Source organism: Pseudomonas sp. B611 (assembly GCF_055407965.1).
The window spans coordinates 87,664-112,956 of the sequence record NZ_JBUZST010000002.1 but is presented as its reverse complement, the minus strand read 5'-3'; the positions used below and the strand labels follow the sequence as shown (position 1 = coordinate 112,956).

Sequence of the window (25,293 nt, the reverse complement as noted above, 5' to 3'; positions counted from 1 at the left end):
AAAAAGGCCAACGCTTAGCGTTGGCCTTTTTTATTGGGTGAAAACAGGTCTATTCCAAATGCTCCACGTGGAACATCACGGCGAAGTCGCTGCCACACTCTCCAACCGATACCCATACCCGTAGATCGTCAACAGCTGCCAACCCCTGTCTGCCGTGAGCCCCAGCTTGTTTCGCAGCCGGTAGATATGCGTGTCCAGTGGCCGCGATGACACCATCTCTTCATGGGTCCAAAACCGCTCATACAGGTACTCACGGGACAGTGGCCGTGCCAGGTTGGCAAATAGGCAACTGGCCAATCGGTATTCACGCTCAGTGAGGTTGATCGGCTTCCCTGCTCGGGTCACGGTCAATTCGGCGTCGTCAAAGGTCAGGTCATTGAAGCTCTGCACTTCATGGGTTGCCGACCTTTGCAGGCCGTGCCGGCGCAACACCGCTGTGACCCGGGCCTTCAGTTCGTTGGGCCGAAAAGGCTTGCTGACGTAATCATCGGCGCCGCTGTTCAATGCGGTAACGATGTCACTCTCGGCATCACGGCTGGTGAGCATGATGACGGCGGGCGGCGACTCCATGTGTTCGCGGGTCCAACGCAGCAGGGCAATGCCGGTGATATCCGGCAGTTGCCAGTCGAGGATCAGCAGGTCGAAGGTTTCCCGGCGCAGTTGACGCAGCAGGTCTTCACCGCGTTCAAAGCAGTGCAGGGTCCAAGGCTGTTCGGCGGTGCTGGGGATCTGTCGCAGTGTCTGTTCCACCCGGCGCAGTTCGGCGGGTTCGTCATCCAGTATTGCGACACGCATGGGTGGTCCTTTCGTCTTGAAAAGTATGGCAGCCGTTGGCCTGTTTCGAATAAGGGCACGTGCTGCGTAGATGCCGGTCGTTGAATCTGAAGAATTGTGCGCAGATTCATCGACCCCTTGGATCTCTCGGTACGCTGGGATCAATCAGCGGTTAAGCCTTTGAAAGTCCTCGGTACCTGTGTGGGAAAGATACCGGCTCCTGACCGTAAGTAAAAGGATCAGCCGACGCGTGCGCTGTCGTAAACTCCAGTGTCGTCCTACGATGAGCAAAGCCACGGTCCATGACTTCGTCCACTACTCGACAACAGCACAGGCACGTTGACCTATGATGCTCTGGGGCAAGCCCGAAAAACGCCAACCCACCCACGCCCAACGGCTGTTCCATGGCCTGGTACGCGAGTGGTTGTGGATTGGCCTGCTGTTGCTACCCATCACCGCGTACTTGTCCCTGAGCCCAGGCTTGGCGTTGAACAACCCGCTTTACGACAGCCTTCGTCGCCTCACGCCCCTGCCGGTGGACCCGCGCATCCTGTTGGTGACCATCGACGGCCCCAGCCTCAAGAAGCTGGGGCAATGGCCTTGGCCGCGCAGCTTGCACGCCGACCTGATCGACCGCCTGAGCGCCGCGCAACCGGCCGCGATCCTGTTCGATGTGGTCTTCAGCGAGCCGGGCAACCCTGCCAATGACAAGCGCCTGGCCGATGCGGTGTGCAACGCCGGCAACGTGCTGTTGCCGTTGCTGCGTGAAGGGCCGGCGAGTTACATCCAACCGGCTGAACAAATGCAGCCGCTGCTCAAATGTGCCAAGGGCGTGGGGCATATCAATATCGAGGCAGACAATGACGGCGTTGTGCGCAGCCTGTATTTGCGTGAAGGCCCGCTGGATGCCATGGCGCCGCAACTGGCTTGGCTGGCCTATCAGATGGGCACCCAGGAGCCCACGGCGATGCCCGCTGAATCCCACGGCAAAGTCAGTGAACAATGGCACCGTGAGCATGGCATTCGCATTCCGTTTATCGCGGCCCACAGCCACTTCCCCAGTGTGTCCTACGTCAGCGTATTGCGCGGTGAAGTCTCCCCCGAGTTGATGCGTAACCGTCTGATCCTGGTCGGGGCGACCGCCTCTGGAATGGGTGATCGGTTTGCTACACCCATTTCGTCCACGCTTGGCACCACAGCCGGTGTCGAGATCCAGGCCAACGTGCTTAACGGTTTGCTGCAAGAACGCAGCATTGTTGATCTGCCTGGGTGGCTGGCGGCACTGATGGCGACTTCCCTGGTGGCCTTGCTGCTCGGCCTGCTGCTCTATCGCCCTCGTTACGCACTGTGGATGACGCTGGGCTGCATGGCCGCTGCGCTGATCGGGTCCCTGGCATTGTTGCGCCTGGGCCATTGGTGGTCCCCTGCCGCCTGCCTGATCGGTTTGTTGCTCAGCTACCTGATCTGGAACTGGCGGCGCCTCAGCGTGATCCTGGCCTACTTTGGCTGGGAACTGGCGCGCCTGGACAACGAGCCCAAAGTGCTGCCCGAACGCCGTCGTGCTCCCGCCAGCAAAGGCGATGTCTTGCAGGGCCGTATCTTTGCCCTGGAGCAAGCCGTCAGCCGCACACGCGACACCCGCCGCTTCATGGCCGATGGCCTGGAGTGCTTGCCGGTGGCGACGCTGATTACCGATCCCAAGGGCAATATCCTGCTGGCCAACCGCATCGCTCGGGAGGTGTTCGGCAGCGACCTGGTCACCGACAACCTGTTGGAGCAACTGGCCGACCTGGGCTATCCACCGCTGCACAACGGCATGCGCCCTGCCCTCTCGGCGCTGGAGCTTGTGGAGTTCCGGGATATCCACCAGCGCAGCCTGCGCATGGAACTCGCGCCCCTGCTGCCCGCAGAAGGTGACATCGCATTGGGCTGGCTGCTGAGCCTGACGGACTTGAGCAAGGAGCGCGACGCCCAGCAGCACCGCGAGACGATGCTGCGCTTCCTCTCCCATGACTTGCGTGCGCCGCACTCGGCAATCCTGGCGCTGCTGGATGTACACGGCAGCGAGTCGCCGGTATTTGCCCAGATCGAGCAACAGGTACGCCGTGCCTTGAGCCTCACTGAATCCTTTGTGCAGCTGGCGAAGGCCGAGGCGGACGGCTATCACTTCCAGCCGACATTGTTCGCCATGCTGGTGATGGATGCGTTTGACCAGGTCGCGTTGCTGGCCCAGCTCAAGGGCATTCATCTGGTCCATGACCTGGATGAGGCTGACGAGGGCATGGTGTCGGCCGATCAATCGCTGCTGACCCGTGCGTTGTTCAACGTTCTGGAAAACGCCATCAAGTATTCGTCTTCCGGCACCACTGTCAGGTTGCGTCACGGCACCACAGAGGGCTGGCTGGAATGCCGCATCAGCGATCAGGGGCCGGGGATTGCCGCCGAGGATTTGCCGGAGTTGTTCAGCCAATACCGACGCTTCGAATCGGCCCAGGGCAGCGACGGCCTGGGGTTGGGGCTGACCATGGTCAAGGCCGTCGTGGAGCGCCATGGCGGGCGTATCAGCTGCGAGAGCACGGTGGGCAAGGGCACCACGTTCAGCCTGCAATTGCCGTTGCTTGACGACTGAAAAACGTATTTTTCGCTGTGCATAAAAAACCGGTCACAAGGACCGGTTTTTTTATGCGGGAAAAAACTTATGCACCTTTTTCCGAATTTTATGAGCTCGGGAAATATGTAAGTAAATCAGCTTGTTATGAAACAAAAAAGCCAATTCGCCAACAATCCGTACACAGGTTATCCACAGAAGCTCAAACCGCAGGGACCTGCGTCACTACCGGCTCCGGTGGCAGCGAGCCCATGGCGCGTTGCTGAGCCTCATTCCAGGCCGCAGCCCGGTCATTCAGCGCAGCGATAGCCCGTGGGCCTTCGCCTTCGGCATACATCGGTTCACCAATCACCACGGTGATGGTGCCGGTGCGCTTGGCCCAGCCTTCCTTGGGCCAGAACTTGCCGGCGTTATGCGCAATCGGCAGTACTGGCAGGTTGGCATTGACCGCCAATGCCGTACCGCCCCGGGAGAACTTGCCCACGGTGCCAAACGGCACTCGTGTACCTTCCGGGAAGATCAGTACCCACACGCCATCCTTGAGCAGCTCGTCGCCCTTCTTGGCCACGTGCTTGAGCGCAGCCTTGGGGTTGTCACGGTCGATCGCGATCGGACGCAACATGGCCATGGCCCAGCCAAAGAACGGCACGTACAGCAACTCACGCTTGAGCACCTGGCTCAGGGGCGAGAAGTACGCCGAGAGGAAGAACGTCTCCCAGGTGCTCTGGTGGTTCGACAGAATCACGCAGGGCTGGTCCGGGACGTTTTCAGCACCCTTGATCTCGAAGCGAATGCCCAGGAACACCTTGGACAGCCACAACGCACAGCGGCACCAATAAACGTTGATAAAGCGATAGCGCGCCTTGAACGGCAAAAAGGGCGCAATAAAAAAGCTCAGGGTGCACCAGAGAAACGAACTGGTGCCCAGCAGCAGGTAAAAGAAAAAGGTTCTGATGGCCTGCAAGATCGACATGGCGGCATTTACCGTTGCGGGACATGGCCCGCCTGTTAAAAGCGCACTCCCGAACACTCCTTGGTCAGGATGTCGAGGGCGACTAGTTGTTGATAAGTTCTGCGGCAACCGCCGCCAGATCGTCAAAAATCAAGGTGCCCACCGGCAGGGTTTTCGCCTGGGTCTTTTCGCCTTTTCCGGTTTTCACCAAAACTGGCTGAGAATCGACGGCTTTGGCCGCCTCCAGGTCACCGAGGCTGTCCCCGACGAACCATATCCCAGCCAACGGCACCTTGTAATGTTCTGCAATGGTTTTCAACATGCCAGGTTTGGGCTTGCGGCAATCGCAGCCCTCATCCGGCCCGTGGGGGCAGTACACCACCAGACCCACCTCACCGCCCTGCTCCGCCACCAACGTGCGCAAGCGCGCGTGCATGGCGTCCAGGGTGGCGATGTCGTAGTAACCTCGGGCGATGCCGGACTGGTTGGTGGCGATGGCCACCGTCCAGCCGGCTTTGCTCAACTGCGCGATGGCCTCGATCGAACCGGGCAGTGGAATCCACTCCGCCACCGACTTGATGTAAGCGTCGGAGTCGTAATTGATCACCCCGTCCCGATCGAGAATCAGCAGTTTCAACATGGTCAGCTCAGCGTCGAAATGTCAGCGATGTTGACGAACAGACCGCGCAGGCGCGCCAGCATGGCGTAGCGGTTTTTACGCACACCCGCATCTTCGGCATTGATCATCACGGCTTCGAAGAACGCATCCACCGGGTCACGCAAGGTGGCCAGGCGCGCCAACGCTTCGGCGTAGTTGCGCTCGGCGATCAGCGGTTTCACCGCCGTCTCTGCCTTGGCGATGGCCGAGTTCAGCGAGAACTCCTTGGCGTCGGCAAACAGGCCAGGATCGACGTCCGCATTGCCCAGGCCTTCGGCCTTGCTCAGCAGGTTCGACACACGCTTGTTCACGGCGGCCAGGGCGTCGGCTTCCGGCAGTTTGCGGAAGGCCTGCACGGCTTGTACGCGCTGATCGAAGTCCAGCGCCGAACCCGGTTGCAGGGCACGCACCGCCAGGTACACCGACACGTCCACGCCTTCGTCTTCATAACGCGCACGCAGGCGGTCGAACACGAATTCCAGCACTTGCTCGGCCAGGCCGGCTTGCTTGACCTTGGCACCAAACTGGCCAACCGCGAACACCACGGCCTGGGTCAGGTCGAGGTCGAGCTTCTTGTCGATCAGGATACGCAGCACGCCCAGGGCCGCACGGCGCAGGGCATACGGGTCTTTGCTACCGGTGGGCAGCATGCCGATACCGAAGATACCCACAAGGGTGTCCAGCTTGTCGGCGATGGCCACGGCCGCACCGGTCAGGGTGCTTGGCAGCTCAGCGCCAGCACCACGCGGCATGTACTGCTCGTTCAGCGCCAGGGCCACATCGTCCGGCTCGCCGTCGTTGAGGGCGTAGTAGTAGCCGGCAACGCCTTGCATCTCCGGGAACTCGCCGACCATCTCGGTGGCCAGGTCGCACTTGGACAGCAGGCCCGCACGTGCGGCCCAGGCGGAATCACCGCCGATGCGCGGCGCAATGTAGGCCGCCAGCTTGGAAACGCGCACAGCCTTGTCGTAGACGCTGCCGAGCTTTTCCTGGAACACCACGTTCTGCAGGCGCAGGTTGAAGTCTTCCAGCTTCTGCTTCTTGTCTTGCTTGAAGAAGAACTCGGCGTCAGTCAGGCGCGGGCGAACGACTTTTTCGTTACCGGCGATGATCTGCTGCGGGTCCTTGCTTTCGATGTTGGCCACGGTGATAAAGCGCGGCAGCAACTTGCCGTCCACATCCAGCAGGCAGAAATACTTCTGGTTGTCCTGCATGGTGGTGATCAGGGCTTCTTGCGGTACGTCGAGGAAACGCTCTTCGAACGAGCACACCAGCGGCACTGGCCATTCGACCAGGGCGGTCACTTCGTCGAGCAGGCTTGGCGGCACGATGGCGGTGCCTTCCTGCAGACGGGCCAGCTCTTCAGTGCGCTTGCTGATCAGCTCGCGACGCTCATTGGCATCGGCCAGCACATAGGCAGCACGCAGGTCGGCAGCGTAGTTGGCCGGCGACGTGATGCGGACCGCTTCTGGATGGTGGAAGCGATGGCCACGGGACTCACGACCGGCCTTCTGGGCGAGGATGGTGCAGTCGATGACCTGGTCACCGAGCAGCATCACCAGCCATTGGGTCGGACGCACGAACTCTTCCTTGCGCGCCCCCCAGCGCATGCGCTTGGGGATCGGCAGGTCGTTCAGGGAGTCTTCAACGATGGTCGGCAACAGGCTCGCGGTCGGCTTGCCGGTGATGACTTGGCTGAAGCGCAGTTTCGGGCCGCTCTGGTCGATCTCGCTCAGCTCGACGCCGCACTTCTTGGCGAAGCCCAGTGCGGCTTGAGTCGGGTTGCCTTCAGCATCGAAAGCCGCCTGGCGCGGCGGGCCGTCGAGGTTGATGCTGCGGTCCGGCTGCTGGGTTTCCAGCGCGGTCAGCAACACGGCCAGGCGACGTGGCGCGGCGTAGACTTTTTTCGCGGCGAACTTCAGGCCAGCGCTGTGCAGGCCTTTTTCGATACCGGCCAGGAACGCGTCGGCCAGGGTGTTCAGTGCCTTGGGTGGCAGCTCTTCGGTGCCCAGTTCAACCAGGAAATCTTGAGCACTCATTGTGCAGCCTCCAGCTTAGCCAACACTTCATCACGCAGGTCCGGGGTAGCCATCGGGAAGCCCAGCTTGGCGCGAGCCAGCAGGTAGGCTTGGGCGACGGAACGCGCCAGGGTACGTACACGCAGGATGTATTGCTGACGCGCGGTCACCGAGATCGCCCGGCGCGCATCCAGCAGGTTGAAGGTATGGGACGCCTTCAACACCATTTCGTAGCTTGGCAACGGCAGCGGCTGGTCGAGTTCGATCAGGCGCTTGGCTTCGCTTTCATAGAAGTCGAACAGTTCGAACAGCTTCTCGACGTTGGCGTGTTCGAAGTTGTAAGTGGATTGCTCCACTTCGTTCTGGTGGAACACATCGCCGTAGGTCACTTTGCCGAACGGGCCGTCAGCCCACACCAGGTCGTAGACCGAGTCCACGCCTTGCAGGTACATGGCGAGGCGCTCAAGGCCGTAGGTGATTTCGCCGGTAACCGGGTAGCACTCGATGCCGCCCGCTTGCTGGAAGTAAGTGAACTGCGTCACTTCCATGCCGTTGAGCCAGACTTCCCAGCCCAGGCCCCAGGCGCCGAGCGTTGGCGATTCCCAGTTGTCTTCGACGAAACGGATGTCGTGGACCAACGGGTCCAGGCCCACATGCTTGAGCGAGCCCAGGTACAGTTCCTGGAAGTTGTCCGGGTTCGGCTTCAATACCACCTGGAACTGGTAGTAGTGCTGCAGACGGTTCGGGTTTTCGCCGTAGCGGCCGTCAGTCGGGCGACGACTGGGCTGCACATAAGCGGCGTTCCAGGTTTCCGGGCCGATGGCCCGCAGGAATGTAGCGGTGTGGAAAGTGCCGGCGCCTACTTCCATATCGTAGGGCTGAAGTACCACACAACCTTGCTCGGCCCAGTATTGCTGGAGGGCGAGGATCAAGTCTTGGAAGGTACGCACGGCTGGCGTAGGCTGGCTCACGAAATTCACCTGTTACTTGGGCTGCGATTTAAAGAGCGGGAGTATACCCGATTCGGCCGCGCCACCATCCCCTGGAGCCTTATGCCACGCTGCTTTTGGTGTTCTGAAGATCCGCTATACATGGCATATCACGATCAGGAGTGGGGAACGCCGCTGCGCGATGCGCAGGGCTTGTTCGAGTTGCTTTTGCTCGAAGGGTTCCAGGCGGGCCTTTCCTGGATCACCGTTTTACGCAAACGCGAGCATTATCGAAAGGTCTTGTTTGGTTTTGATGCACAACGCCTGGCGAGGCTCACCGATGCCGAAATCGAAGCGCTGATGCTCGACCCGGGCATCGTGCGCAATCGCCTCAAGCTCAACGCTACCCGGCGCAATGCCGCCGCCTGGCTGGCGCTGGAAGATCCGGTTGGGTTGCTCTGGTCGTTTGTCGGCGGCGTGCCCAAGGTCAATCACTTCAAGGACCGCAGCGAAGTCCCGGCGATCACCGCCGAGGCCGAAGCGATGAGCAAAGCCTTGAAAAAGGCCGGTTTCACCTTTGTCGGCCCGACCATTTGCTACGCGTTCATGCAGGCCAGCGGCATGGTCATGGACCACACCCAGGACTGCGACCGTTACGCGGACCTGGCCAACGCCGGTTAGAATGCCGGCTTTGCGCACCACACACGATCAGGAGTGACCTGTGGAAAAGTTGAAAGGCGCCTTGCTGGTAGGCGCTCTCCGGTTATTTGCCCTGTTGCCTTGGCGCGCCGTCCAGGCCGTCGGCACGGCCATTGGCTGGGTCATGTGGAAAACCCCCAACCGCTCTCGCGACACGGTGCGGATCAACCTGTCCAAATGTTTCCCCGACATGGACCCGGCCGCCCGCGAGCGCCTGGTGGGCCAGAGCCTGATGGACATCGGCAAATCCCTCACCGAAAGCGCGTGTGCCTGGATCTGGCCGGCCCAACGCTCGATTGACCTGGTCCGCGAAGTCGAAGGCCTGGAAGTGCTGCACGAAGCCCTGGCCTCGGGCAAAGGCGTGGTCGGCATCACCAGCCACCTGGGCAACTGGGAGGTGTTGAACCACTTCTATTGCAGCCAGTGCAAACCGATCATTTTCTATCGCCCGCCCAAGCTCAAGGCGGTGGATGAACTGCTGCGCAAACAGCGCGTGCAGTTGGGCAACCGCGTGGCGGCATCGACCAAGGAAGGCATTCTCAGCGTGATCAAGGAAGTGCGCCGGGGCGGCCAGGTGGGCATTCCCGCCGACCCGGAGCCGGCCGAATCCGCGGGGATCTTCGTACCGTTCTTTGCCACCCAGGCGCTCACCAGCAAGTTCGTGCCGAACATGCTCGCCGGCCACAAGGCCGTGGGTGTTTTCCTGCATGCCCTGCGGCTGCCGGACGGTTCGGGTTACAAAGTGATCCTGGAAGCGGCACCGGAAGACATGTACAGCACCGACACCGCCACGTCCTGCGCGGCGATGAGCAAGGTGGTGGAGCGGTATGTCGGCGCGTATCCGAGCCAATACATGTGGAGCATGAAGCGCTTCAAGAAACGCCCGCCGGGTGAGGAGCGGTGGTACTGATTAACCGCTGATCTCCCTGCCAATGGAGATCAAATGTGGGAGCTGGCTTGCCTGCGATGCGGGCAACTCGGTGTTTCAGTTACACCGGGGTGATGCTATCGCAGGCAAGCCAGCTCCCACAGGGATCACCTCAGGGCTGGCGGTCGAGTTTCTTCAGGAATACCGTCATCTCTTTTTCGGCCTGTTTGTCGCCATGGGCCTGAGCCGCCACGATCCCTTGTTCCCAGGCCAACCTTGCTGCTGCACGATCCTCCAAACCCAGTTGGGCCTTACCCAACAACTTCCACGCCGCCGAATACTTCGGATCGAACTCGACGCATTTCTGCAAATGCTCCGCCGCCTTGGCGTTGTCCTTCAAATCCAGATACCCCTTGCCCAAGCCAAAACGCAGCAGCGAGTTATCCACACCCTTGGTGAGCATTTTTTCCAGGGAATCGAGCATGTCGGTCACTCCGTCAAATCAGAAAAAGCTCAGGCCCACGTGGAACAGCTTCTCCACATCGCGGATATGTTTTTTATCCACCAGGAACAGGATTACATGGTCGCCGGTCTCGATCACCGTGTCGTCGTGGGCAATGATCACCTCTTCATCGCGAATAATCGCGCCGATGGTGGTGCCCGGCGGTAGGCCGATATCGCGGATGGCCTTGCCGATGACCTTGCTCGATTTCGCGTCACCGTGGGCAATCGCCTCGATAGCTTCCGCCGCGCCCCGGCGCAGGGAGTGCACGCTGACGATGTCGCCCCGGCGCACGTGGGCGAGCAAGGTGCCGATGGTCGCCAGCTGCGGGCTGATGGCGATGTCGATATCGCCGCCCTGGATCAGGTCAACGTAGGCCGGGTTGTTGATGATGGTCATCACCTTCTTCGCCCCCAGCCGCTTGGCCAGCAGCGACGACATGATGTTGGCCTCGTCGTCGTTGGTCAGGGCCAGGAAGATGTCGGCGTCGGCGATGTTTTCTTCCATCAGCAAATCGCGGTCCGAAGCACTGCCTTGCAGTACGACGGTGCTGTCGAGGGTGTCGGACAAATGTCGGCAGCGTGCCGGGTTCATCTCGATGATCTTCACCTGGTAGCGGCTTTCGATGGCCTCGGCCAGGCGCTCGCCAATCTGCCCGCCACCGGCGATGACAATGCGCTTGTAGCTCTCGTCGAGCCGACGCATTTCACTCATGACCGCGCGAATGTTCGCCTTGGCGGCGATGAAAAATACTTCGTCGTCCGCTTCGATCACCGTATCGCCCTGGGGCAGGATTGGCCGGTCACGACGGAAGATGGCCGCCACACGGGTTTCCACATTCGGCATGTGTTCACGCAGCTGGCGCAGTTGCTGGCCCACCAATGGCCCGCCGTAGTAAGCCTTCACGGCGACCAGTTGCGCCTTGCCCTCGGCGAAGTCGATCACCTGCAAGGCGCCGGGGATTTCGATCAGGCGCTTGATGTAGTGGGTCACCACCTGTTCCGGGCTGATCAGCACGTCCACCGGAATCGCGTCGTTGTCAAACAGGCCGGCGCGGGTCAGGTAGGCGGCTTCACGCACGCGGGCGATCTTGGTCGGGGTGTGGAACAGGGTGTGGGCGACCTGGCACGCGACCATATTGGTCTCGTCGCTATTGGTCACCGCCACCAGCATGTCGGCGTCGTCGGCACCGGCCTGGCGCAGCACCGTGGGGAACGAGGCGCGGCCTTGCACGGTGCGGATGTCCAGGCGATCGCCGAGGTTGCGCAGGCGCTCGCTGTCGGTGTCCACCACGGTGATGTCGTTGGCTTCGCTGGCCAAGTGTTCGGCCAGCGTGCCGCCGACCTGCCCTGCCCCAAGGATGATGATTTTCATCCGGTCACTCCCTTAAACCCGTTTCAGCCGCGCGCGGCGGCGATCTTGATCAGTTTGGCGTAGTAGAAGCCGTCGTGTCCGCCTTCTTGCGCGAGCAATTGGCGGCCATGGGGCTGCTTGATGCCGGCCGCGGTCGCGAGGTCCAGCTCCCGTGCGCCGCTGGTGCGGGCGAGGAAGGCTTCGATCACTTCGGTGTTTTCTGTCGGCAAGGTCGAGCACGTGGCATAGAGCAGGATGCCGCCGACTTCCAGGGTTGGCCACAGGGCGTCGAGCAACTCGCCTTGCAACACGGCCAGGGCGGCGATGTCGTCGGGTTGGCGGGTGAGCTTGATGTCCGGGTGGCGGCGGATCACGCCGGTGGCGGAGCATGGTGCATCGAGCAGGATGCGCTGGAATGGCTTGCCGTCCCACCAGGTGGCAGTGTCGCGGCCGTCAGCGGCAATCAGCTCGGCGCTGAGGCCCAGGCGGGCGAGGTTCTCGCGCACGCGCACCAGGCGCTTGGCTTCCAGATCGACGGCGACTACACCGGCGAGGTCTTTTTCGACCTCCAGAATGTGACACGTCTTGCCGCCCGGTGCGCAGCAGGCGTCGAGCACACGTTGGCCGGGCGCCAGGTCGAGCAGGTCGGCGGCCAGTTGTGCGGCTTCGTCTTGCACACTGATCCAGCCTTCGGCAAAGCCCGGCAGGCTGCGCACGTCGGTGGCGGCTTCGAGCACGATGCCGTCAACGCTGTACACGCATGGCGTGGCGTTGATGCCGGCGGTGGTGAGCAATTGCAGGTACGCGTCGCGGCTGTGATGGCGACGGTTGACCCGCAGGATCATCGGCGGATGCGCGTTGTTCGCCGCGCAAATGGCTTCCCATTGCTCAGGCCAGAACGCCTTTAAGGATTTTTGCAGCCAGCGCGGATGGGCGGTGCGCACCACCGGGTCATGTTCCAGCTCGGCCAGCAGCGCTTCGCTTTCACGCTGGGCGCGGCGCAGTACGGCGTTGAGCAGGGCCTTGGCCCAGGGCTTTTTCAGCTTGTCGGCGCAACCGACCGTTTCGCCGATGGCGGCGTGGGCCGGTACGCGGGTGTAGAGCAATTGATAGAGGCCGACCAGCAGCAGCGCTTCCACATCCGCGTCCGCCGCCTTGAACGGCTTTTGCAGCAACTTGGCCGCCAGCGCCGACAAGCGCGGCTGCCAACGGGCGGTGCCAAACGCCAGGTCCTGGGTAAAACCACGGTCGCGGTCTTCGACCTTGTCCATCTGCGTGGGCAACGAGCTGTTCAACGACGCCTTGCCATTGAGGACGGCGGCGAGAGCCTTGGCGGCAGCCAGACGCGGGTTCATTGCGCGACCACCCCGAGCACGGTGCCCACGGCAAATTTCTCACGACGGCTGTTGAACAAATCGCTGAAATTCAGCGCCTTGCCACCGGGCAATTGCAGGCGGGTCAGACACAGCGCTTGTGCACCGCAGGCGACCAACAGGCCGTCCTTGCTGGCGCCGATGATTTCACCGGGTGCGCCGTTGCCTTCGGCCAAGGTCGCGGCCAGCACTTTCAGGGCTTCGCCGTTGAGGGTGCTGTGGCAGATCGGCCACGGGTTGAACGCACGCACCAGGCGCTCCAGCTCCACGGCCGGGCGGCTCCAGTCGATGCGCGCTTCGTCTTTGTTCAGTTTGTGAGCGTAGGTGGCCAGGCTGTCGTCCTGCACTTCGCCTTCCAGGGTGCCCGCCGCGAGACCGGCGATGGCCTGGAGCACGGCCGGCGGGCCCAGCTCGGCGAGGCGATCGTGCAGGCTGCCGCCGGTGTCCTGGGCAGTGATTGGGGTGGTGACTTTGAGCAGCATCGGGCCGGTGTCCAGGCCCAATTCCATGCGCATCACGGTCACGCCGCTTTCGCTATCTCCCGCCTCAACGGCACGTTGGATCGGCGCCGCACCGCGCCAGCGTGGCAGCAACGAGGCGTGGCTGTTGATGCAGCCCAGGCGTGGGATATCCAGCACCACTTGCGGCAGGATCAAGCCATAGGCCACCACCACCAGCAGGTCCGGTTGCAGCGCAGCCAGTTCGGCCTGGGCCTCGGCGTTGCGCAGGGTCGGCGGTTGCAGCACGGGAATGTTGTGCTCCAGCGCCAGCTGCTTGACCGGGCTCGGCATCAGTTTTTGCCCGCGACCGGCCGGGCGATCCGGCTGGGTGTACACCGCGACGATGTCATAAGGGCTGGCGAGCAGCGCCTTGAGGTGTTCGGCGGCAAATTCGGGTGTACCGGCAAAAACAATGCGCAGTGGCTCGGTCATGGGAGGTCTCGGTTAAAAACAGTCACAAAAGAAAAAGGCTTGCCGCAGCAAGCCTTTGGAAGACGGGCATCAAGCTTGCTGGCGATGCTTTTTTTCCAGCTTCTTCTTGATCCGGTCACGCTTGAGCGTGGACAGGTAATCGACAAACAGCTTGCCGTTGAGGTGGTCACATTCGTGCTGGATGCACACCGCCAGCAGGCCTTCGGCAATCAGCTCGAACGGCTTGCCGTCGCGGTCCAGGGCCTTGATCTTCACGCGCAGCGGGCGCTCGACGTTCTCGTAGAACTCCGGCACCGACAGGCAGCCTTCCTGGTACTCGCCCATCTCTTCGGTCAGCGGTTCGAACTCTGGGTTGATGTACACCATCGGCTCGCTGCGATCTTCCGACAGGTCCATGACCACGACACGCTGATGCACGTTGACCTGGGTCGCGGCGAGGCCGATGCCCGGGGCTTCATACATTGTTTCAAACATGTCATCGACCAACTGACGAACCTTGTCGTCCACTACGGCCACCGGTTTGGCGACAGTGCGCAGGCGCGAGTCGGGGAATTCGAGGATGTTCAAAATAGCCATAAGCGTAATTGCTGCACATGTGAGGTAAAGGCAAATCGGCGTTGGGATGGACCCAAACGACCGGTGTGAAACCCTTAAAAGCCGCGAAGGCCAAGGCATTTCACGCGAACGCACATAATAAAGGAGATTCACCCCATGAGGAAATCGCTGCTCGTCTTACTGTTGTGGGCCCCGTTCGCCATGGCCCTGCTGCCATCACCGGGCCAGCGCCTGGATCAGCCGACGCAACAGGCCATCCAGCGCTTTTTATTGCATAACCGCGTGCTGGATTCCCTTCAAGACCTGGACAACGCGCCCTACATCGTCGCGGCTGACGCCGGCCGGGTGCTGGGCGCGCCGGGTGAGCAGGTGCATGCGCGAGGCGTGCTGGACCCTTCCCAACCGTTCTACGGAATCTTCCGGCGCGGCAAGGTTTACACCGATCCACAGACCCACGAACTGCTGGGCATCAACGCCGATGACATCGGCACCGCGCGCTTTGTGACGGCGGGCGATCTCTCCACCCTGACCGTGCAGCGGGTGACCCAAGAGGTACGCCCCGGCGATCGTTTGCTCCGCGCCCAGCCGCCCGTAGATCTGACGCGCCTGGAGGTGTCGGAGCCTGCGACCTTCATTGAAGGAAAAATCATCGACATCCCCAGAGGCGTTACCCAGATCGGCGTGCTGGATGCCGTGACCCTGAATAAAGGCCGGCGCGATGGCCTGATCGAAGGGCAACGGTTGGCAGTGATCAAAACCGGCGCCAGCGTACGCGACCCTCTCACCGGCGCACCGTTGAAACTTCCCGATGAGCGCGCGGGCACTCTGCTGGTGTTTCGCACCTACGAAAAGCTCAGTTACGGCCTTGTCCTCAGTGCCTCACGCCCCCTGGCGGTCATGGACCGTTTCGAGACTGCCCATCAAACACAATAAATAGCCTGCTAAATAAGTTACCAACAGAGTTATCCACAGCTTATTCCGGTCAAGGATGATCAGATGTATCCGACAAACAGCCATGAAATATCCCCAGCAGAACTGGAAGCACGACTACGCTTGCACAGGCTGCCGGAACTGGGTCCCAAGCGTTTTCGCTTGTTGATCGAAGCATTCGGTAATGCGTCAAAAGCCATCAGTGCCCCCGCCAGTGCCTGGCGTTCCCTGGGGTTGCCAGCCATCAGCGCGGATGCCCGGCGCAGTCATGAGGTGCGCGACGGCGCCAGCGCGGCACTGGCCTGGCTGGCGCGCCCGGCCCAGCATTTGTTGATGTGGGACCAGCCCGAGTACCCCGCGTTGCTCGCCCAGATCGACGACGCGCCGCCCTTGTTATTCGTCGCCGGCGACCCTCGGATCCTGGAAAAACCGCAATTGGCGGTGGTCGGCAGTCGCCGTGCTTCGCGTCCCGGCATGGACACCGCCGCCGCGTTTTCGCGCAGTTTGGCGAGCGCTGGTTTTGTCATCACCAGCGGCCTTGCGTTGGGTATTGATGGTGCGGCGCATCAGGCGGCATTAGATGTCGGTGGTCAGACAATCGGCGTACTCGGTACCGGCCTCGAAAATTTTTATCCACAGCGCAACAAACGGCTTGCGGCAGCGATGATTGAGCAGGGCAGCGCCGTGGTTTCCGAGTTCCCGCTGGACACCGCGCCCCAGGCAGGCAACTTTCCCCGGCGCAACCGGATCATCAGCGGCCTGTCCCTCGGCGTGCTGGTGGTGGAAGCCAGTATGGCCAGCGGTTCGCTGATCACCGCAAAGCTCGCCGCCGAGCAAGGCCGCGAGGTGTATGCGATACCGGGCTCCATCCACCATCCCGGCGCAAAGGGCTGTCACCAGTTGATCCGCGAGGGTGCGGTGCTGGTGGAAACCATCGAGCACATCCTGGAAGCCTTGCGCGGCTGGCAGGCGTTGTCGCGCCCGGCACCGGTGCCAGTCACCCATCCGTTGGTGGCGCTGCTGCACGCGGCGCCCCACACCAGCGAAGCCCTGGCGACTGCCAGCGGGCGGCCGTTGTCCCAGGTGCTGGCGACCCTCACCGAGCTGGAACTGGAGGGTCGCGTGACTTGTGAAAGCGGGCGCTGGCTCGCGCGCTGCTAGGTTTTGTAACAGAGATCGGTAAACTGCCCAGAGCTTTGGTCTGGAGAGTAAACAATGGTCAACAGGTGGCGTGTGCTGGAAGCCGCACGAGAAATTCGCGCAGGTGCGGTGATTGCCTACCCAACCGAGGCGGTGTGGGGGCTGGGCTGCGACCCTTGGAATGAAGAAGCGGTGGACCGCTTGCTGGCGATCAAGAACCGTTCAGTGGACAAAGGCTTGATCGTGGTCGCGGATAGCATTCGCCAGTTCGACTTTTTGTTCGAAGACTTCCCGCAAGACTGGATCGACCGCATGGCCAGCACCTGGCCGGGGCCGAACACCTGGTTGGTGCCCCATCAGGGCTTGCTGCCGGAGTGGGTTACCGGTGTGCACGACACGGTGGCGTTGCGGGTCAGTGATCATCCGTTGGTGCGGGATTTGTGTGCAGAAGTTGGGCCGTTGATTTCCACGTCGGCCAACCCGCAGGGCCGCCCGGCGGCGCGTACGCGGATTCGCGTGGAGCAGTATTTCCGTGGCCAGGTGGACCTGGTGCTTGGTGGCGCCCTGGGTGGGCGCAAGAACCCGAGCCTGATTCGCGATTTGGCTACGGGTAAGGTGATGCGCCCGTCCTGAGACCGAGGTGTGATCGTTCCCACGCTCTGCGTGGGAATGCCTCTTGTGACGCTCTGCGTCACGACTTCAAGAGCGGACGCAGAGCGTCCAGGACTGCATTCCCACGCGGAGCGTGGGAACGATCAGCCTTACGGCAACAAAATCGTCGACCCCGTCGTGCGCCGCCCCGACAACTCCGTCTGCGCCTTCGCCGCATCCGCCAGCGCATACCGCTGGTTGATATCAATGCGCACCTTGCCGCTCTTGATCATCGAGAACAGATCATCCGCCATCGCCTGCAAGTTCTGCGGGTTGTTGGCGTAGGTGGCCAAGGTCGGCCGGGTCACGTACAGCGAACCTTTCGCCGACAAAATCCCCAGGTTCACCCCATCCACCGCCCCCGACGCATTGCCGAAGCTCACCACCAAACCGCGTGGTGCCACGCTGTCCAGCGAGGTCAGCCAAGTGTCCTTGCCCACGCCGTCGTACACCACCGGCACCTTTTTACCGTCGGTCAATTCCAGCACGCGTTGTGCGACGTTTTCCTTGCTGTAGTCGATGGTTTCCCAGGCACCGAGGGATTTCGCCAGGGCGGCTTTTTCCGGCGAACTGACCGTACCGATCAGCTTCACGCCCAAGGCCTTGGCCCACTGGCAGGCCAGGGAGCCCACGCCACCGGCAGCGGCGTGGAACAGGATGGTCTCGCCACCTTTCAACTCATAGGTCTGGCGCAGCAGGTATTGCACGGTCAGGCCCTTGAGCATGGCGCCAGCGGCCTGTTCGAAGCTGATCTCGTCCGGCAGGTGCACCAGGTTGGCGGCCGGCAGTACATGCAGTTGGCTGTACGCACCCAGCGGCCCACTGCCGTAGGCCACGCGGTCGCCGACCTTGAACTGGGTGACTTCGCTGCCGACGGCATCGACCAAACCGGCGCCTTCTGCGCCCAACCCCGATGGCAACGCAGGCGGTGCGTACAAACCGCTGCGGAAATAAGTGTCGATAAAGTTCAGACCAATCGCCTGGTTACGTACGCGAACCTGTTGTGGGCCGGGTTCCGCAGGCGTGTAGTCCACATACTCAAGCACGTCGGGACCGCCATGGGCGCTGAACTGGATACGTTTTGCCATCTGCCTTCTCCTCGGGTCGAATTCGCGTAGTCGGCTATCGAACTCCTAAGCTTGATCTTCGTCAACTGCGGCGCAACGGGGTGCGGTGGTATCCTGTGCGCCCATTTGCCGCCGACGCCCAATGGCCTCGCGTAGCTTTGCCCGATTCAAGGTGATGCCATGACTACCCGCACCGAGGCTGTAAAGGCCTACCTGCTTGACCTGCAAGACCGCATTTGCAGCGCCCTGGAAACCTTCGAGACGGACACTCGCTTTATCGAAGACGCCTGGACCCGGCCTGCCGGCGGCGGCGGTCGCACCCGTGTGATTGCAGACGGTGCGGTGATCGAAAAAGGCGGCGTTAACTTTTCCCACGTGTTTGGTAACGGTCTTCCTCCGTCCGCCAGTGCCCATCGCCCGGAACTGGCCGGCCGTGGTTTTGAAGCCCTGGGCGTGTCGCTGGTGATTCATCCGCACAACCCTCATGTACCGACGTCCCACGCCAATGTGCGCTTTTTCATCGCCGAAAAAGAAGGCGAAGAGCCGGTGTGGTGGTTCGGTGGCGGCTTTGACCTCACGCCCTACTACGCCAACGAAGAAGACTGCATCCACTGGCACCGCGTGGCCGAGCAGGCCTGTGCGCCGTTCGGTGCAGACGTTTATCCGCGCTACAAAGCCTGGTGCGACACCTACTTTCACATCAAGCATCGCAATGAACCGCGCGGCATCGGCGGTCTGTTCTTCGACGACTTGAACGAGTGGGACTTCGACACCTGCTTCGCCTTCATCCGCGCCATTGGCGACGCCTACATTGACGCCTACCTGCCGATCGTGCAGCGCCGCAAGGCCAGCGCCTACACCGAGCAACAGCGCGAATTCCAGGAATTCCGCCGTGGTCGCTACGTTGAGTTCAACCTGGTCTACGACCGTGGCACCCTGTTTGGCCTGCAATCGGGCGGGCGTACCGAGTCGATCCTGATGTCGCTGCCGCCGCAAGTGCGCTGGAGCTACGACTGGAAAGCCGAGGCCGGCAGCGAAGAAGCGCGCCTCACCGACTACTTCCTGCAAGACCGTGACTGGCTCGGCCTTGCCACGCCCAAGGCGGCGGTCTGATGGACCGTTATGTGGTGTTCGGCAACCCCATCGGCCATAGCAAGTCGCCGCTGATCCACCGGATGTTCGCCGAGCAGACTGGCGAACAACTGGACTACAGCACCTTGCTAGCGCCGCTGGAGGATTTCACCGGCTGTGCCCGTGAGTTTTTTCAGCAAGGCCGTGGCGCCAACGTCACCGTGCCGTTCAAGGAAGACGCCTACCGCCTGGCCAACAGCCTCACCGAACGGGCCCAACGTGCTGGCGCGGTGAACACCCTGAGCAAGCTCGCCGATGGCAGCCTGCTGGGTGACAACACCGACGGCGCCGGCCTGGTGCGCGACCTCACGGTCAACGCGGGGCTAAGCCTGCAAGGCAAGCGTATCTTGCTGCTGGGCGCTGGCGGTGCGGTACGTGGCGCGCTGGAGCCGTTGCTCGCAGAGCGGCCGGCCTCGCTGATCATTGCCAACCGCACCGTGGAAAAAGCCGAAATGCTCGCTGAGCTGTTTGGCGACCTGGGTCCGGTGTCTGCCAGCGGTTTCGACTGGCTGCGTGAGCCGGTGGATGTGATCATCAATGCTACGTCCGCCAGCCTGTCAGGCGATGTACCGCCGATTGCCGGCAGCCTGATCGAGCCGGGCAAGACGTTTTGCTACGACATGATGTATGGCAAGGAGCCGACTGCGTTTTGCCGCTGGACGACGGAGCAAGGTGCCGCCGTGGCGATGGATGGCTTGGGGATGTTGGTGGAGCAGGCAGCGGAGGCGTTTTTCCTGTGGCGCGGTGTGCGCCCGGAGTCGGCGCCGGTGCTGGCCGAACTGCGTCGCCAACTGATTTAAGCCTCGTGAAGAACCCTGTGGGAGCTGGCTTGCCTGCGATAACGGTGTATCAGTGCCAGATAGGCAAGCTGACACACCGCTATCGCAGGCAAGCCAGCTCCCACAGTTTTAACCGTATTCAGTCTTCGAAATGGATGGGGCATTTCTCGGCCCCTTCCAGTTTCTTCAATTCCTCCACAACCTGCGGCCTGGCCCGGCGCAACGTCAAGCTCCTCCCCAACCCCCGCAACCGCCGCGCTTCCTGGTGCAACATCTCCACCCCGGAATAGTCGATAAAGTTGATCTGCTGCGCCTCGATCACCACCCGTTCGCCCTGTAACCGTTGCAGGCGCACTTGCAGGTAATGGCTGGCGCCAAAAAAGATCGAGCCGCCGACCCGCAATACATCTTCATCGCCATCGCGCCAGTGCTGTACCCGCGGTTGCGACGTGCGCTTGAGGTAGAAAAACAACGAGGCCAGCACCCCCGCATAAATCGCCGTTTGCAGCTCCAGCAACAAGGTCGCGACGCAGGTCAGGCCCATCACCACAAACTCGGCGCGGCTCACGCGAAACAGAGCACGAATGCCTCGGTGATCCACCAGCCCCCAGCAAATCAGGAGGATGCTCGCGGCCATGCTCGGGATCGGGATATGGGCGATCAATGCCGCGCCAAACAGCGCAAACAGCGCCACCCACAGGGCAGAAAACACCCCGGCGAGGGGCGAGCACGCACCGGCTTCATAGCTGAGGCCGGAACGGGTAAACGAACCGGCTGACAAGTACCCGGAGAAAAATCCGCCGACGATATTGGATAAGCCCTGCGCCCGGACTTCCTGGTTGGCGTCGAGCAATTGCTGCGAACGCGCCGACAGCGAGCGGGCAATCGACAGGCTGGTCACCAGCCCCAGCATGCCCACCGCCACGGCGCTGGGCAGCAGGCGCAGGAGCATGTCCAGGTCCATCGGCAACGGGCTGAACGGCGGCAGCTTGCCGACAAACGAACTGACCCGCGCCACATGCCCGAACATCGCCGGCCACAGCCACGCCACCAGGCTGCCGAGCGCCAACGCGATCAGCAGCGTCGGCCAACGTGGCAGCAGGTATTTGAGCAATGCGCCCACCAGCAACGTGCCGAGGCCCAGGGCGAGCGAGGCGTGGTCCCACTCGCCGCCGTGATCCACCAGCGCCAGCAAACTCTTGATCGCCGTGGCCTGGCTCGGCAGATCCAGCCCCAGCAGGTTGGGCAACTGCCCCAGGGCAATCACCACGGCGGCCCCCAGGGTGAAGCCCAGCACCACCGAATGGGAGACGAAATTCACCAGCGCGCCGAAGCGCAGCATGCCCAGCAACCACTGGAAAACCCCGGCGAGGAAGGTCAGCAGCAGGATCAACGTGATGTAGTCCTGTGACCCCGGCACGGCCAGTGGGCTGACGCTGGCGTAGAGCACGATGGAGATTGCCGCCGTGGGGCCGCAGATCAGGTGCCAGGACGAACCCCACAGGCACGCGATCAGCACCGGGATGATGGCGGCATACAGCCCGTATTCCGGAGGGAGGCCGGCGATCAGTGCGTAGGCAATCGACTGCGGCAAGGCCAGCACCGCGCCGCTGAGGCCGACGATGGCATCCCGGCTGACACTGGCGCGGGTTTGGCGCGGCAGCCAGCGCAGGAAGGGGAAAAGAGTGTGGCGGGTGGGCCGGGGCATCAGGGTCTCGGTTTGAAGGTTTGCCGCAGAATATCAGCACAGGCTGGCCCCTGTGGGAGCGGGCTTGCTCGCGAAAGCGGTCTGTCAGCCAAAAATGTTCCAACTGACCCACCGCATTCGCGAGCAAGCCCGCTCCCACATTTGAATAGCATCAGGCCTTAGAGTTTTGCTTTAACTGCGGACAACGCATCTTTGCCATCCACGGTTTTCACCCCCTCCAACCACTTATCCAGCACCGCCGGATTCGCCTTGATCCACGCCTTCGCCGCCTCGGCATTGCTGACCTTGTTGTTGGCCACCTCGGCCATGATGCTGTTCTCCATCTCCTGGGTGAAACTCAGGTTGGTCAGCAGTTTTCCGACGTTCGGGCAGGCTTGTGCGTACCCCCTGCGGGTCAGGGTGTACACGCTGCCGGTGTCACCGAAGTACTTCTCGCCGCCCTTGAGGTAGTGCATTTTCAACTGCACGTTCATCGGGTGCGGCGTCCAGCCGAGGAAGGTGACAAAGCGCTGTTTCTTCACCGCCCGCGACACTTCGGCGAGCATCGCCTGTTCGCTGGACTCGATCAGCTTCCACTGGCCGAGGTCGAAGTCGTTCTTCTTGATGATCTCCTGCAACGAGATGTTCGCTGGCGCACCGGAGCCGATGCCGTAGATCTTCTTGTCGAACTTGTCGGCAAATTTGTTCAGGTCGGCAAAGTCATGCACACCGGCGTCCCACACGTAGTCCGGCACGGCGAGGGTGAATTCGGTGCCGTCGAGGTTTTTCGCCAGTTGCACCACATCGCCATTGGCGACGAACTTGTCATAGAAGCCCTGCTGCGCCGGCATCCAGTTGCCGAGGAACACATCCACCTGGCCGTCCTTGAGCCCGCCAAAGGTGATCGGCACCGCCAGGGTATCGACCTTGGGTTTGTAGCCCATGCCCGTCAGCAGAAAACCGGTGATGGCATTGGTGGCGGCGATATCGCTCCAGCCTGGATCGGCCATTTTTACCGTTTCACAGCTTGTGTCCGCGTACACATTGGTGCTGCCGAGCGCCAACATGCCCAGTATCACAGTCAACTTTTGCATGTCCTTCCCTCAGTTTTATTGGTTTTGGCAGGGTTGTGGATAACGTGCCTTGCGCTCCAGGTCGTCGAGGTCGATATGGTTGCGCATGTACTGCTGACTGGCGTCCACCAGTGGCTGGTGATCCCAGCTCTTCAGCTTGCCCTGGGTCAGTGCTTCAAACACCAGGCGACGGCGGCGTTGGCTGGCGAGCACCTGCTGGTGGATCGCCGGGATGTCCCATTTGGCCCGCGCTTCCTTCAAAAACGCCTCGAACAGCGGCCGGTGTTCCGGTGACTGGCTGAGGTTTTCCCGCTCGTGCGGGTCATTGTGGACATCGAACAGCAGGCAAGGGTCGTCTTCGCTGTAGATGAATTTGTAGGCGCCCCGGCGAATCATCATCAACGGGCTGATCGTGCCTTCGGCCATGTATTCGCCAAACACTTCGTCGTGCCCGCCCTGCCCTTGCAAGTGCGGGACCAATGAGCGGCCGTCCAGTGGCAGGCGCGGGTCGAGTGTGCCACCGGCCAGTTCCACCAACGTTGGCAGCAGGTCGGCGGTGGACACGGCCTGGCTGACACGGCCCGATGCAAACTGCCCTGGCGCACTCACCAGCAGCGGCACGCGGGCGGCCATTTCAAACCAGTGCATTTTGTACCAGAGGCCACGCTCGCCGAGCATGTCGCCGTGGTCACCGGAGAAAATGATCACGGTGTCGTCGGCCAGGCCAGTGTCTTCCAGGGTTTGCAGGAGTTTTCCGACGTTGCTGTCGATGTAACTGCACGCGCCGAAGTAGGCCCGGCGCGCATCGCGAATCTTATCCACAGGCAGCGGCTTGTCCCACAGGTCGTAGACCTTGAGCAGGCGCTGGGAATGCGGGTCGAGATCCGCTTGCGCTGGCGTTGTAGGCAGTGGGATGTCGGCGTCGTCGTACATATCCCAGAACGGCTTGGGAATGGTGTATGGGTCATGGGGATGGGTCATCGACACGGTCAGGCAGAACGGCTGGTCGCCGTCCTCGCGGATGTGATCGAACAGATATTGCTGGGCCTTGAACACCACCTCTTCGTCAAAATCGAGCTGGTTGGTGCGCACACACGGGCCGGCTTGCAGCACCGACGACATGTTGTGGTACCAACTGGGGCGCACGCCCGGTTCATCCCAGTTTACTGCCCAGCCGTAGTCGGCGGGGTAGATGTCGCTGGTCAGGCGTTCTTCATAGCCATGCAATTGGTCGGGGCCACAGAAATGCATCTTGCCCGACAGCGCCGTGCGGTAGCCGAGGCGACGCAAGTAGTGAGCATAGGTCGGGACATCGGCGGGGAAATCGGCCGCGTTGTCGTAGGCGCCGATCTTGCTCGGCAACTGCCCACTGACCAGGGTAAAACGCGACGGCGCGCACAACGGGCTGTTGCAATAGGCGGCGTCGAACACCACACCCTGTGCGGCGAGGCGGCTCAGATTGGGCAATTTGATCGGCGAAGAACCGTAGAACGGCAGCAGCGGCGCGGCCATTTGATCGGCCATGATGAAAAGAATGTTCTTGCGCTTCATGGGTTCTCGGCATTCCATAGGCGGTGTTTATGCGAATGAGCATGCAGCCCATGGAAATTGGGGTAAAGCCCACGAAATGCAATGTCTAGGATAAGCACAGCTTATGTATGAAGCCCTTGGTGATGTGTCCCTCGACCTGTTGCGTGCCTTTGAAGCGGCCGCGCGACACCGCAGCTTTACCGCCGCCGCGATGGAGTTGGGCACCACCCAGCCGGCCATCAGCCAGCAGATCAAGCGCCTGGAGGAACAGCTGGCGATTCGCCTGTTTGATCGCATCTATCGCGGTATCGAGTTGACCGATGCCGGCGCGCTGCTGTTCGACCATGTGCAGGGCGGCTTGCAGAGCATCAACGCCGGCCTGAGTGCCATCACCCAGCAGGATCAGCACGAAGTGCTGCAAGTGGCCACCGACTTTGCTTTCGCCGCCTATTGGCTGATGCCGCGCCTGCACCGTTTCCACCAGGCCAACCCGCAAGTCGACGTGAGCCTGGTGACCAGCGAACGCAACCACGCCACCCTGCGCAGCGATATCGACGTGGCGGTGTTGTTTGGCGACGGCCGCTTCAAGCAAGGCGAGAGCCTGTGGCTGTTCAACGAGGAAGTGTTCCCGGTGTGCAGCCCGCAGTGGCTGAAGGAGCAGGTCACGCCACTGACTCTACGAAATTTGCATGATTTCCCGTTGCTGCACCTGCGCCAGGAAAACAACAGCCAGTGGTTCGACTGGAGCGGCGTGTTCCGCGAACTGGGCATCAGTGCCGCGCCCACGCCAGGCCAGCTGCGTTTCGACAACTACACCTTGCTGATCCAGGCAGCGATTGCCGGCCAGGGCGTGGCCATTGGCTGGCGCCACCTGGTGGACAACCTGCTGGAGCAGAACTGGCTGTGCCGGCCGGTCAGCGACACGGTGATTTCGCGGTTTGGCTATTACGTGGTGCAACCCCAGCGCAAACGCCGAGGCCAGTTGGTGGAGCGCTTTGTCGAGTGGCTGCTGGCCGAGCAAGCCAGCAGCGCGCAGTCGTTGACCGGGCTGGCTCTGCCGTCGATTGCGGTCTAGGATTTGCCG

23 protein-coding genes are annotated in these 25,293 nt (G+C 61.7%); 9 read left to right on the top strand and 14 right to left on the bottom strand.

Annotated features, from left to right (window positions below; genetic code table 11):
- Nucleotides 1-75 precede the first annotated feature (75 nt).
- The gene (locus ACZRMO_RS05590) at nucleotides 76-795 is read right to left on the bottom strand and encodes a response regulator transcription factor (protein WP_463972194.1); all 720 of its coding nucleotides are present in this window, start codon (nucleotides 793-795) and stop codon (nucleotides 76-78) included.
- Between the two features lie 325 nt (nucleotides 796-1,120).
- On the opposite strand from ACZRMO_RS05590, the gene ACZRMO_RS05585 reads away from it, so the two are divergent.
- Complete coding sequence (locus ACZRMO_RS05585; protein WP_463972193.1) at nucleotides 1,121-3,403, top strand: CHASE2 domain-containing protein; 2,283 nt, start codon at nucleotides 1,121-1,123, stop codon at nucleotides 3,401-3,403.
- 181 nt (nucleotides 3,404-3,584) lie between these two features.
- Here the strand turns inward: ACZRMO_RS05585 and ACZRMO_RS05580 are convergent, their stop codons facing one another.
- The 4 genes from ACZRMO_RS05580 to glyQ all read right to left on the bottom strand — a co-directional run bounded on the left by ACZRMO_RS05580 (nucleotide 3,585) and on the right by glyQ (nucleotide 7,981).
- A complete protein-coding gene (locus ACZRMO_RS05580) occupies nucleotides 3,585-4,355 on the bottom strand; it encodes a lysophospholipid acyltransferase family protein (RefSeq protein ID WP_463972192.1) in 771 nt (256 codons plus the stop codon).
- Between the two features lie 82 nt (nucleotides 4,356-4,437).
- On the bottom strand, nucleotides 4,438-4,974 hold the full coding sequence (gene gmhB, locus ACZRMO_RS05575) for a D-glycero-beta-D-manno-heptose 1,7-bisphosphate 7-phosphatase (RefSeq protein ID WP_463972191.1): 537 nt from the start codon (nucleotides 4,972-4,974) through the stop codon (nucleotides 4,438-4,440).
- 2 nt (nucleotides 4,975-4,976) lie between these two features.
- A complete protein-coding gene (gene glyS, locus ACZRMO_RS05570; RefSeq protein ID WP_124527032.1) occupies nucleotides 4,977-7,031 on the bottom strand; it encodes a glycine--tRNA ligase subunit beta in 2,055 nt (684 codons plus the stop codon).
- The gene (glyQ, locus tag ACZRMO_RS05565; RefSeq protein ID WP_003213601.1) at nucleotides 7,028-7,981 is read right to left on the bottom strand and encodes a glycine--tRNA ligase subunit alpha; all 954 of its coding nucleotides are present in this window, start codon (nucleotides 7,979-7,981) and stop codon (nucleotides 7,028-7,030) included. Before glyQ ends, glyS begins: the two co-directional genes overlap by 4 nt.
- A gap of 81 nt (nucleotides 7,982-8,062) precedes the next feature.
- Here glyQ and ACZRMO_RS05560 point away from each other — a divergent pair, with 81 nt between their 5' ends.
- Nucleotides 8,063-8,620, top strand: coding sequence for a DNA-3-methyladenine glycosylase I (locus ACZRMO_RS05560; protein ID WP_207040230.1), 558 nt, complete (start codon nucleotides 8,063-8,065; stop codon nucleotides 8,618-8,620).
- A gap of 40 nt (nucleotides 8,621-8,660) precedes the next feature.
- The gene (locus tag ACZRMO_RS05555) at nucleotides 8,661-9,548 is read left to right on the top strand and encodes a lysophospholipid acyltransferase (RefSeq protein ID WP_017736254.1); all 888 of its coding nucleotides are present in this window, start codon (nucleotides 8,661-8,663) and stop codon (nucleotides 9,546-9,548) included.
- A 130-nt stretch (nucleotides 9,549-9,678) separates the two neighbouring features.
- On the opposite strand, the gene ACZRMO_RS05550 is transcribed toward ACZRMO_RS05555, so the two are convergent.
- The 5 genes from ACZRMO_RS05550 to def all read right to left on the bottom strand — a co-directional run bounded on the left by ACZRMO_RS05550 (nucleotide 9,679) and on the right by def (nucleotide 14,242).
- Nucleotides 9,679-9,990, bottom strand: a complete 312-nt coding sequence (locus ACZRMO_RS05550; protein WP_463972190.1) for a hypothetical protein — start codon at nucleotides 9,988-9,990, stop codon at nucleotides 9,679-9,681.
- A gap of 18 nt (nucleotides 9,991-10,008) precedes the next feature.
- Nucleotides 10,009-11,382, bottom strand: coding sequence for a Trk system potassium transporter TrkA (gene trkA, locus ACZRMO_RS05545; protein WP_017736256.1), 1,374 nt, complete (start codon nucleotides 11,380-11,382; stop codon nucleotides 10,009-10,011).
- Between the two features lie 23 nt (nucleotides 11,383-11,405).
- Nucleotides 11,406-12,716, bottom strand: a complete 1,311-nt coding sequence (gene rsmB / locus ACZRMO_RS05540) for a 16S rRNA (cytosine(967)-C(5))-methyltransferase RsmB (protein ID WP_463972189.1) — start codon at nucleotides 12,714-12,716, stop codon at nucleotides 11,406-11,408.
- Complete coding sequence (gene fmt, locus ACZRMO_RS05535; RefSeq protein WP_463972188.1) at nucleotides 12,713-13,666, bottom strand: methionyl-tRNA formyltransferase; 954 nt, start codon at nucleotides 13,664-13,666, stop codon at nucleotides 12,713-12,715. Before fmt ends, rsmB begins: the two co-directional genes overlap by 4 nt.
- A gap of 69 nt (nucleotides 13,667-13,735) precedes the next feature.
- A complete protein-coding gene (gene def, locus ACZRMO_RS05530; protein ID WP_017736259.1) occupies nucleotides 13,736-14,242 on the bottom strand; it encodes a peptide deformylase in 507 nt (168 codons plus the stop codon).
- Nucleotides 14,243-14,377: 135 nt separating this feature from the next.
- Here def and ACZRMO_RS05525 point away from each other — a divergent pair, with 135 nt between their 5' ends.
- From ACZRMO_RS05525 to tsaC, 3 genes are all read left to right on the top strand, one after another.
- A complete protein-coding gene (locus ACZRMO_RS05525) occupies nucleotides 14,378-15,154 on the top strand; it encodes a peptidoglycan-binding protein (RefSeq protein ID WP_463972187.1) in 777 nt (258 codons plus the stop codon).
- 63 nt (nucleotides 15,155-15,217) lie between these two features.
- Nucleotides 15,218-16,312 carry a DNA-processing protein DprA gene (dprA, locus tag ACZRMO_RS05520; RefSeq protein WP_463972186.1) on the top strand — a complete coding sequence of 365 codons (1,095 nt, stop codon included), beginning with the start codon at nucleotides 15,218-15,220 and terminating at the stop codon, nucleotides 16,310-16,312.
- 54 nt (nucleotides 16,313-16,366) lie between these two features.
- Nucleotides 16,367-16,924, top strand: a complete 558-nt coding sequence (gene tsaC, locus ACZRMO_RS05515; protein WP_463972185.1) for an L-threonylcarbamoyladenylate synthase type 1 TsaC — start codon at nucleotides 16,367-16,369, stop codon at nucleotides 16,922-16,924.
- Nucleotides 16,925-17,052: 128 nt separating this feature from the next.
- Here tsaC and ACZRMO_RS05510 read toward each other — a convergent pair whose 3' ends face one another.
- Nucleotides 17,053-18,030 (bottom strand): NADPH:quinone reductase, encoded by a 978-nt coding sequence (locus tag ACZRMO_RS05510; RefSeq protein WP_463972184.1) that lies wholly within the window; start codon nucleotides 18,028-18,030, stop codon nucleotides 17,053-17,055.
- 159 nt (nucleotides 18,031-18,189) lie between these two features.
- On the opposite strand from ACZRMO_RS05510, the gene hemF reads away from it, so the two are divergent.
- Both hemF and aroE read left to right on the top strand, forming a co-directional pair.
- Nucleotides 18,190-19,122, top strand: coding sequence for an oxygen-dependent coproporphyrinogen oxidase (gene hemF, locus ACZRMO_RS05505; RefSeq protein WP_463972183.1), 933 nt, complete (start codon nucleotides 18,190-18,192; stop codon nucleotides 19,120-19,122).
- Nucleotides 19,122-19,940, top strand: a complete 819-nt coding sequence (gene aroE / locus ACZRMO_RS05500) for a shikimate dehydrogenase (RefSeq protein WP_463972182.1) — start codon at nucleotides 19,122-19,124, stop codon at nucleotides 19,938-19,940. The genes hemF and aroE overlap by 1 nt, the downstream gene beginning before the upstream one ends.
- A gap of 118 nt (nucleotides 19,941-20,058) precedes the next feature.
- Here aroE and ACZRMO_RS05495 read toward each other — a convergent pair whose 3' ends face one another.
- The 3 genes from ACZRMO_RS05495 to betC form a co-directional block, all read right to left on the bottom strand.
- The gene (locus ACZRMO_RS05495) at nucleotides 20,059-21,627 is read right to left on the bottom strand and encodes a SulP family inorganic anion transporter (RefSeq protein ID WP_463972181.1); all 1,569 of its coding nucleotides are present in this window, start codon (nucleotides 21,625-21,627) and stop codon (nucleotides 20,059-20,061) included.
- Between the two features lie 158 nt (nucleotides 21,628-21,785).
- Nucleotides 21,786-22,700: a choline ABC transporter substrate-binding protein gene (gene choX / locus ACZRMO_RS05490; protein WP_463972180.1), complete on the bottom strand. Its 915-nt coding sequence runs from the start codon at nucleotides 22,698-22,700 to the stop codon at nucleotides 21,786-21,788.
- A 15-nt stretch (nucleotides 22,701-22,715) separates the two neighbouring features.
- Nucleotides 22,716-24,230, bottom strand: a complete 1,515-nt coding sequence (gene betC, locus ACZRMO_RS05485) for a choline-sulfatase (RefSeq protein ID WP_463972179.1) — start codon at nucleotides 24,228-24,230, stop codon at nucleotides 22,716-22,718.
- A gap of 103 nt (nucleotides 24,231-24,333) precedes the next feature.
- Here betC and ACZRMO_RS05480 point away from each other — a divergent pair, with 103 nt between their 5' ends.
- Nucleotides 24,334-25,284, top strand: coding sequence for a choline sulfate utilization transcriptional regulator (locus ACZRMO_RS05480; protein WP_207040218.1), 951 nt, complete (start codon nucleotides 24,334-24,336; stop codon nucleotides 25,282-25,284).
- The last annotated feature ends 9 nt before the right edge of the window (nucleotides 25,285-25,293 follow it).

What these genes read in the sequence shown, in the direction of transcription:
- aroE (WP_463972182.1), top strand. Translation starts at nt 19,122, where the DNA reads ATGGACCGTTATGTGGTGTTCGGCAACCCCATCGGCCATAGCAAGTCG.
- tsaC (WP_463972185.1), top strand. Translation starts at nt 16,367, where the DNA reads ATGGTCAACAGGTGGCGTGTGCTGGAAGCCGCACGAGAAATTCGCGCA.
- betC (WP_463972179.1), bottom strand. Translation starts at nt 24,230, where the DNA reads ATGAAGCGCAAGAACATTCTTTTCATCATGGCCGATCAAATGGCCGCG.
- ACZRMO_RS05510 (WP_463972184.1), bottom strand. Translation starts at nt 18,030, where the DNA reads ATGGCAAAACGTATCCAGTTCAGCGCCCATGGCGGTCCCGACGTGCTT.
- hemF (WP_463972183.1), top strand. Translation starts at nt 18,190, where the DNA reads ATGACTACCCGCACCGAGGCTGTAAAGGCCTACCTGCTTGACCTGCAA.
- fmt (WP_463972188.1), bottom strand. Translation starts at nt 13,666, where the DNA reads ATGACCGAGCCACTGCGCATTGTTTTTGCCGGTACACCCGAATTTGCC.
- ACZRMO_RS05560 (WP_207040230.1), top strand. Translation starts at nt 8,063, where the DNA reads ATGCCACGCTGCTTTTGGTGTTCTGAAGATCCGCTATACATGGCATAT.
- ACZRMO_RS05525 (WP_463972187.1), top strand. Translation starts at nt 14,378, where the DNA reads ATGAGGAAATCGCTGCTCGTCTTACTGTTGTGGGCCCCGTTCGCCATG.
- trkA (WP_017736256.1), bottom strand. Translation starts at nt 11,382, where the DNA reads ATGAAAATCATCATCCTTGGGGCAGGGCAGGTCGGCGGCACGCTGGCC.
- dprA (WP_463972186.1), top strand. Translation starts at nt 15,218, where the DNA reads ATGTATCCGACAAACAGCCATGAAATATCCCCAGCAGAACTGGAAGCA.
- ACZRMO_RS05550 (WP_463972190.1), bottom strand. Translation starts at nt 9,990, where the DNA reads ATGCTCGATTCCCTGGAAAAAATGCTCACCAAGGGTGTGGATAACTCG.
- rsmB (WP_463972189.1), bottom strand. Translation starts at nt 12,716, where the DNA reads ATGAACCCGCGTCTGGCTGCCGCCAAGGCTCTCGCCGCCGTCCTCAAT.
- ACZRMO_RS05480 (WP_207040218.1), top strand. Translation starts at nt 24,334, where the DNA reads ATGTATGAAGCCCTTGGTGATGTGTCCCTCGACCTGTTGCGTGCCTTT.
- glyS (WP_124527032.1), bottom strand. Translation starts at nt 7,031, where the DNA reads ATGAGTGCTCAAGATTTCCTGGTTGAACTGGGCACCGAAGAGCTGCCA.
- ACZRMO_RS05585 (WP_463972193.1), top strand. Translation starts at nt 1,121, where the DNA reads ATGATGCTCTGGGGCAAGCCCGAAAAACGCCAACCCACCCACGCCCAA.
- ACZRMO_RS05580 (WP_463972192.1), bottom strand. Translation starts at nt 4,355, where the DNA reads ATGTCGATCTTGCAGGCCATCAGAACCTTTTTCTTTTACCTGCTGCTG.
- gmhB (WP_463972191.1), bottom strand. Translation starts at nt 4,974, where the DNA reads ATGTTGAAACTGCTGATTCTCGATCGGGACGGGGTGATCAATTACGAC.
- choX (WP_463972180.1), bottom strand. Translation starts at nt 22,700, where the DNA reads ATGCAAAAGTTGACTGTGATACTGGGCATGTTGGCGCTCGGCAGCACC.
- def (WP_017736259.1), bottom strand. Translation starts at nt 14,242, where the DNA reads ATGGCTATTTTGAACATCCTCGAATTCCCCGACTCGCGCCTGCGCACT.
- ACZRMO_RS05590 (WP_463972194.1), bottom strand. Translation starts at nt 795, where the DNA reads ATGCGTGTCGCAATACTGGATGACGAACCCGCCGAACTGCGCCGGGTG.
- ACZRMO_RS05495 (WP_463972181.1), bottom strand. Translation starts at nt 21,627, where the DNA reads ATGCCCCGGCCCACCCGCCACACTCTTTTCCCCTTCCTGCGCTGGCTG.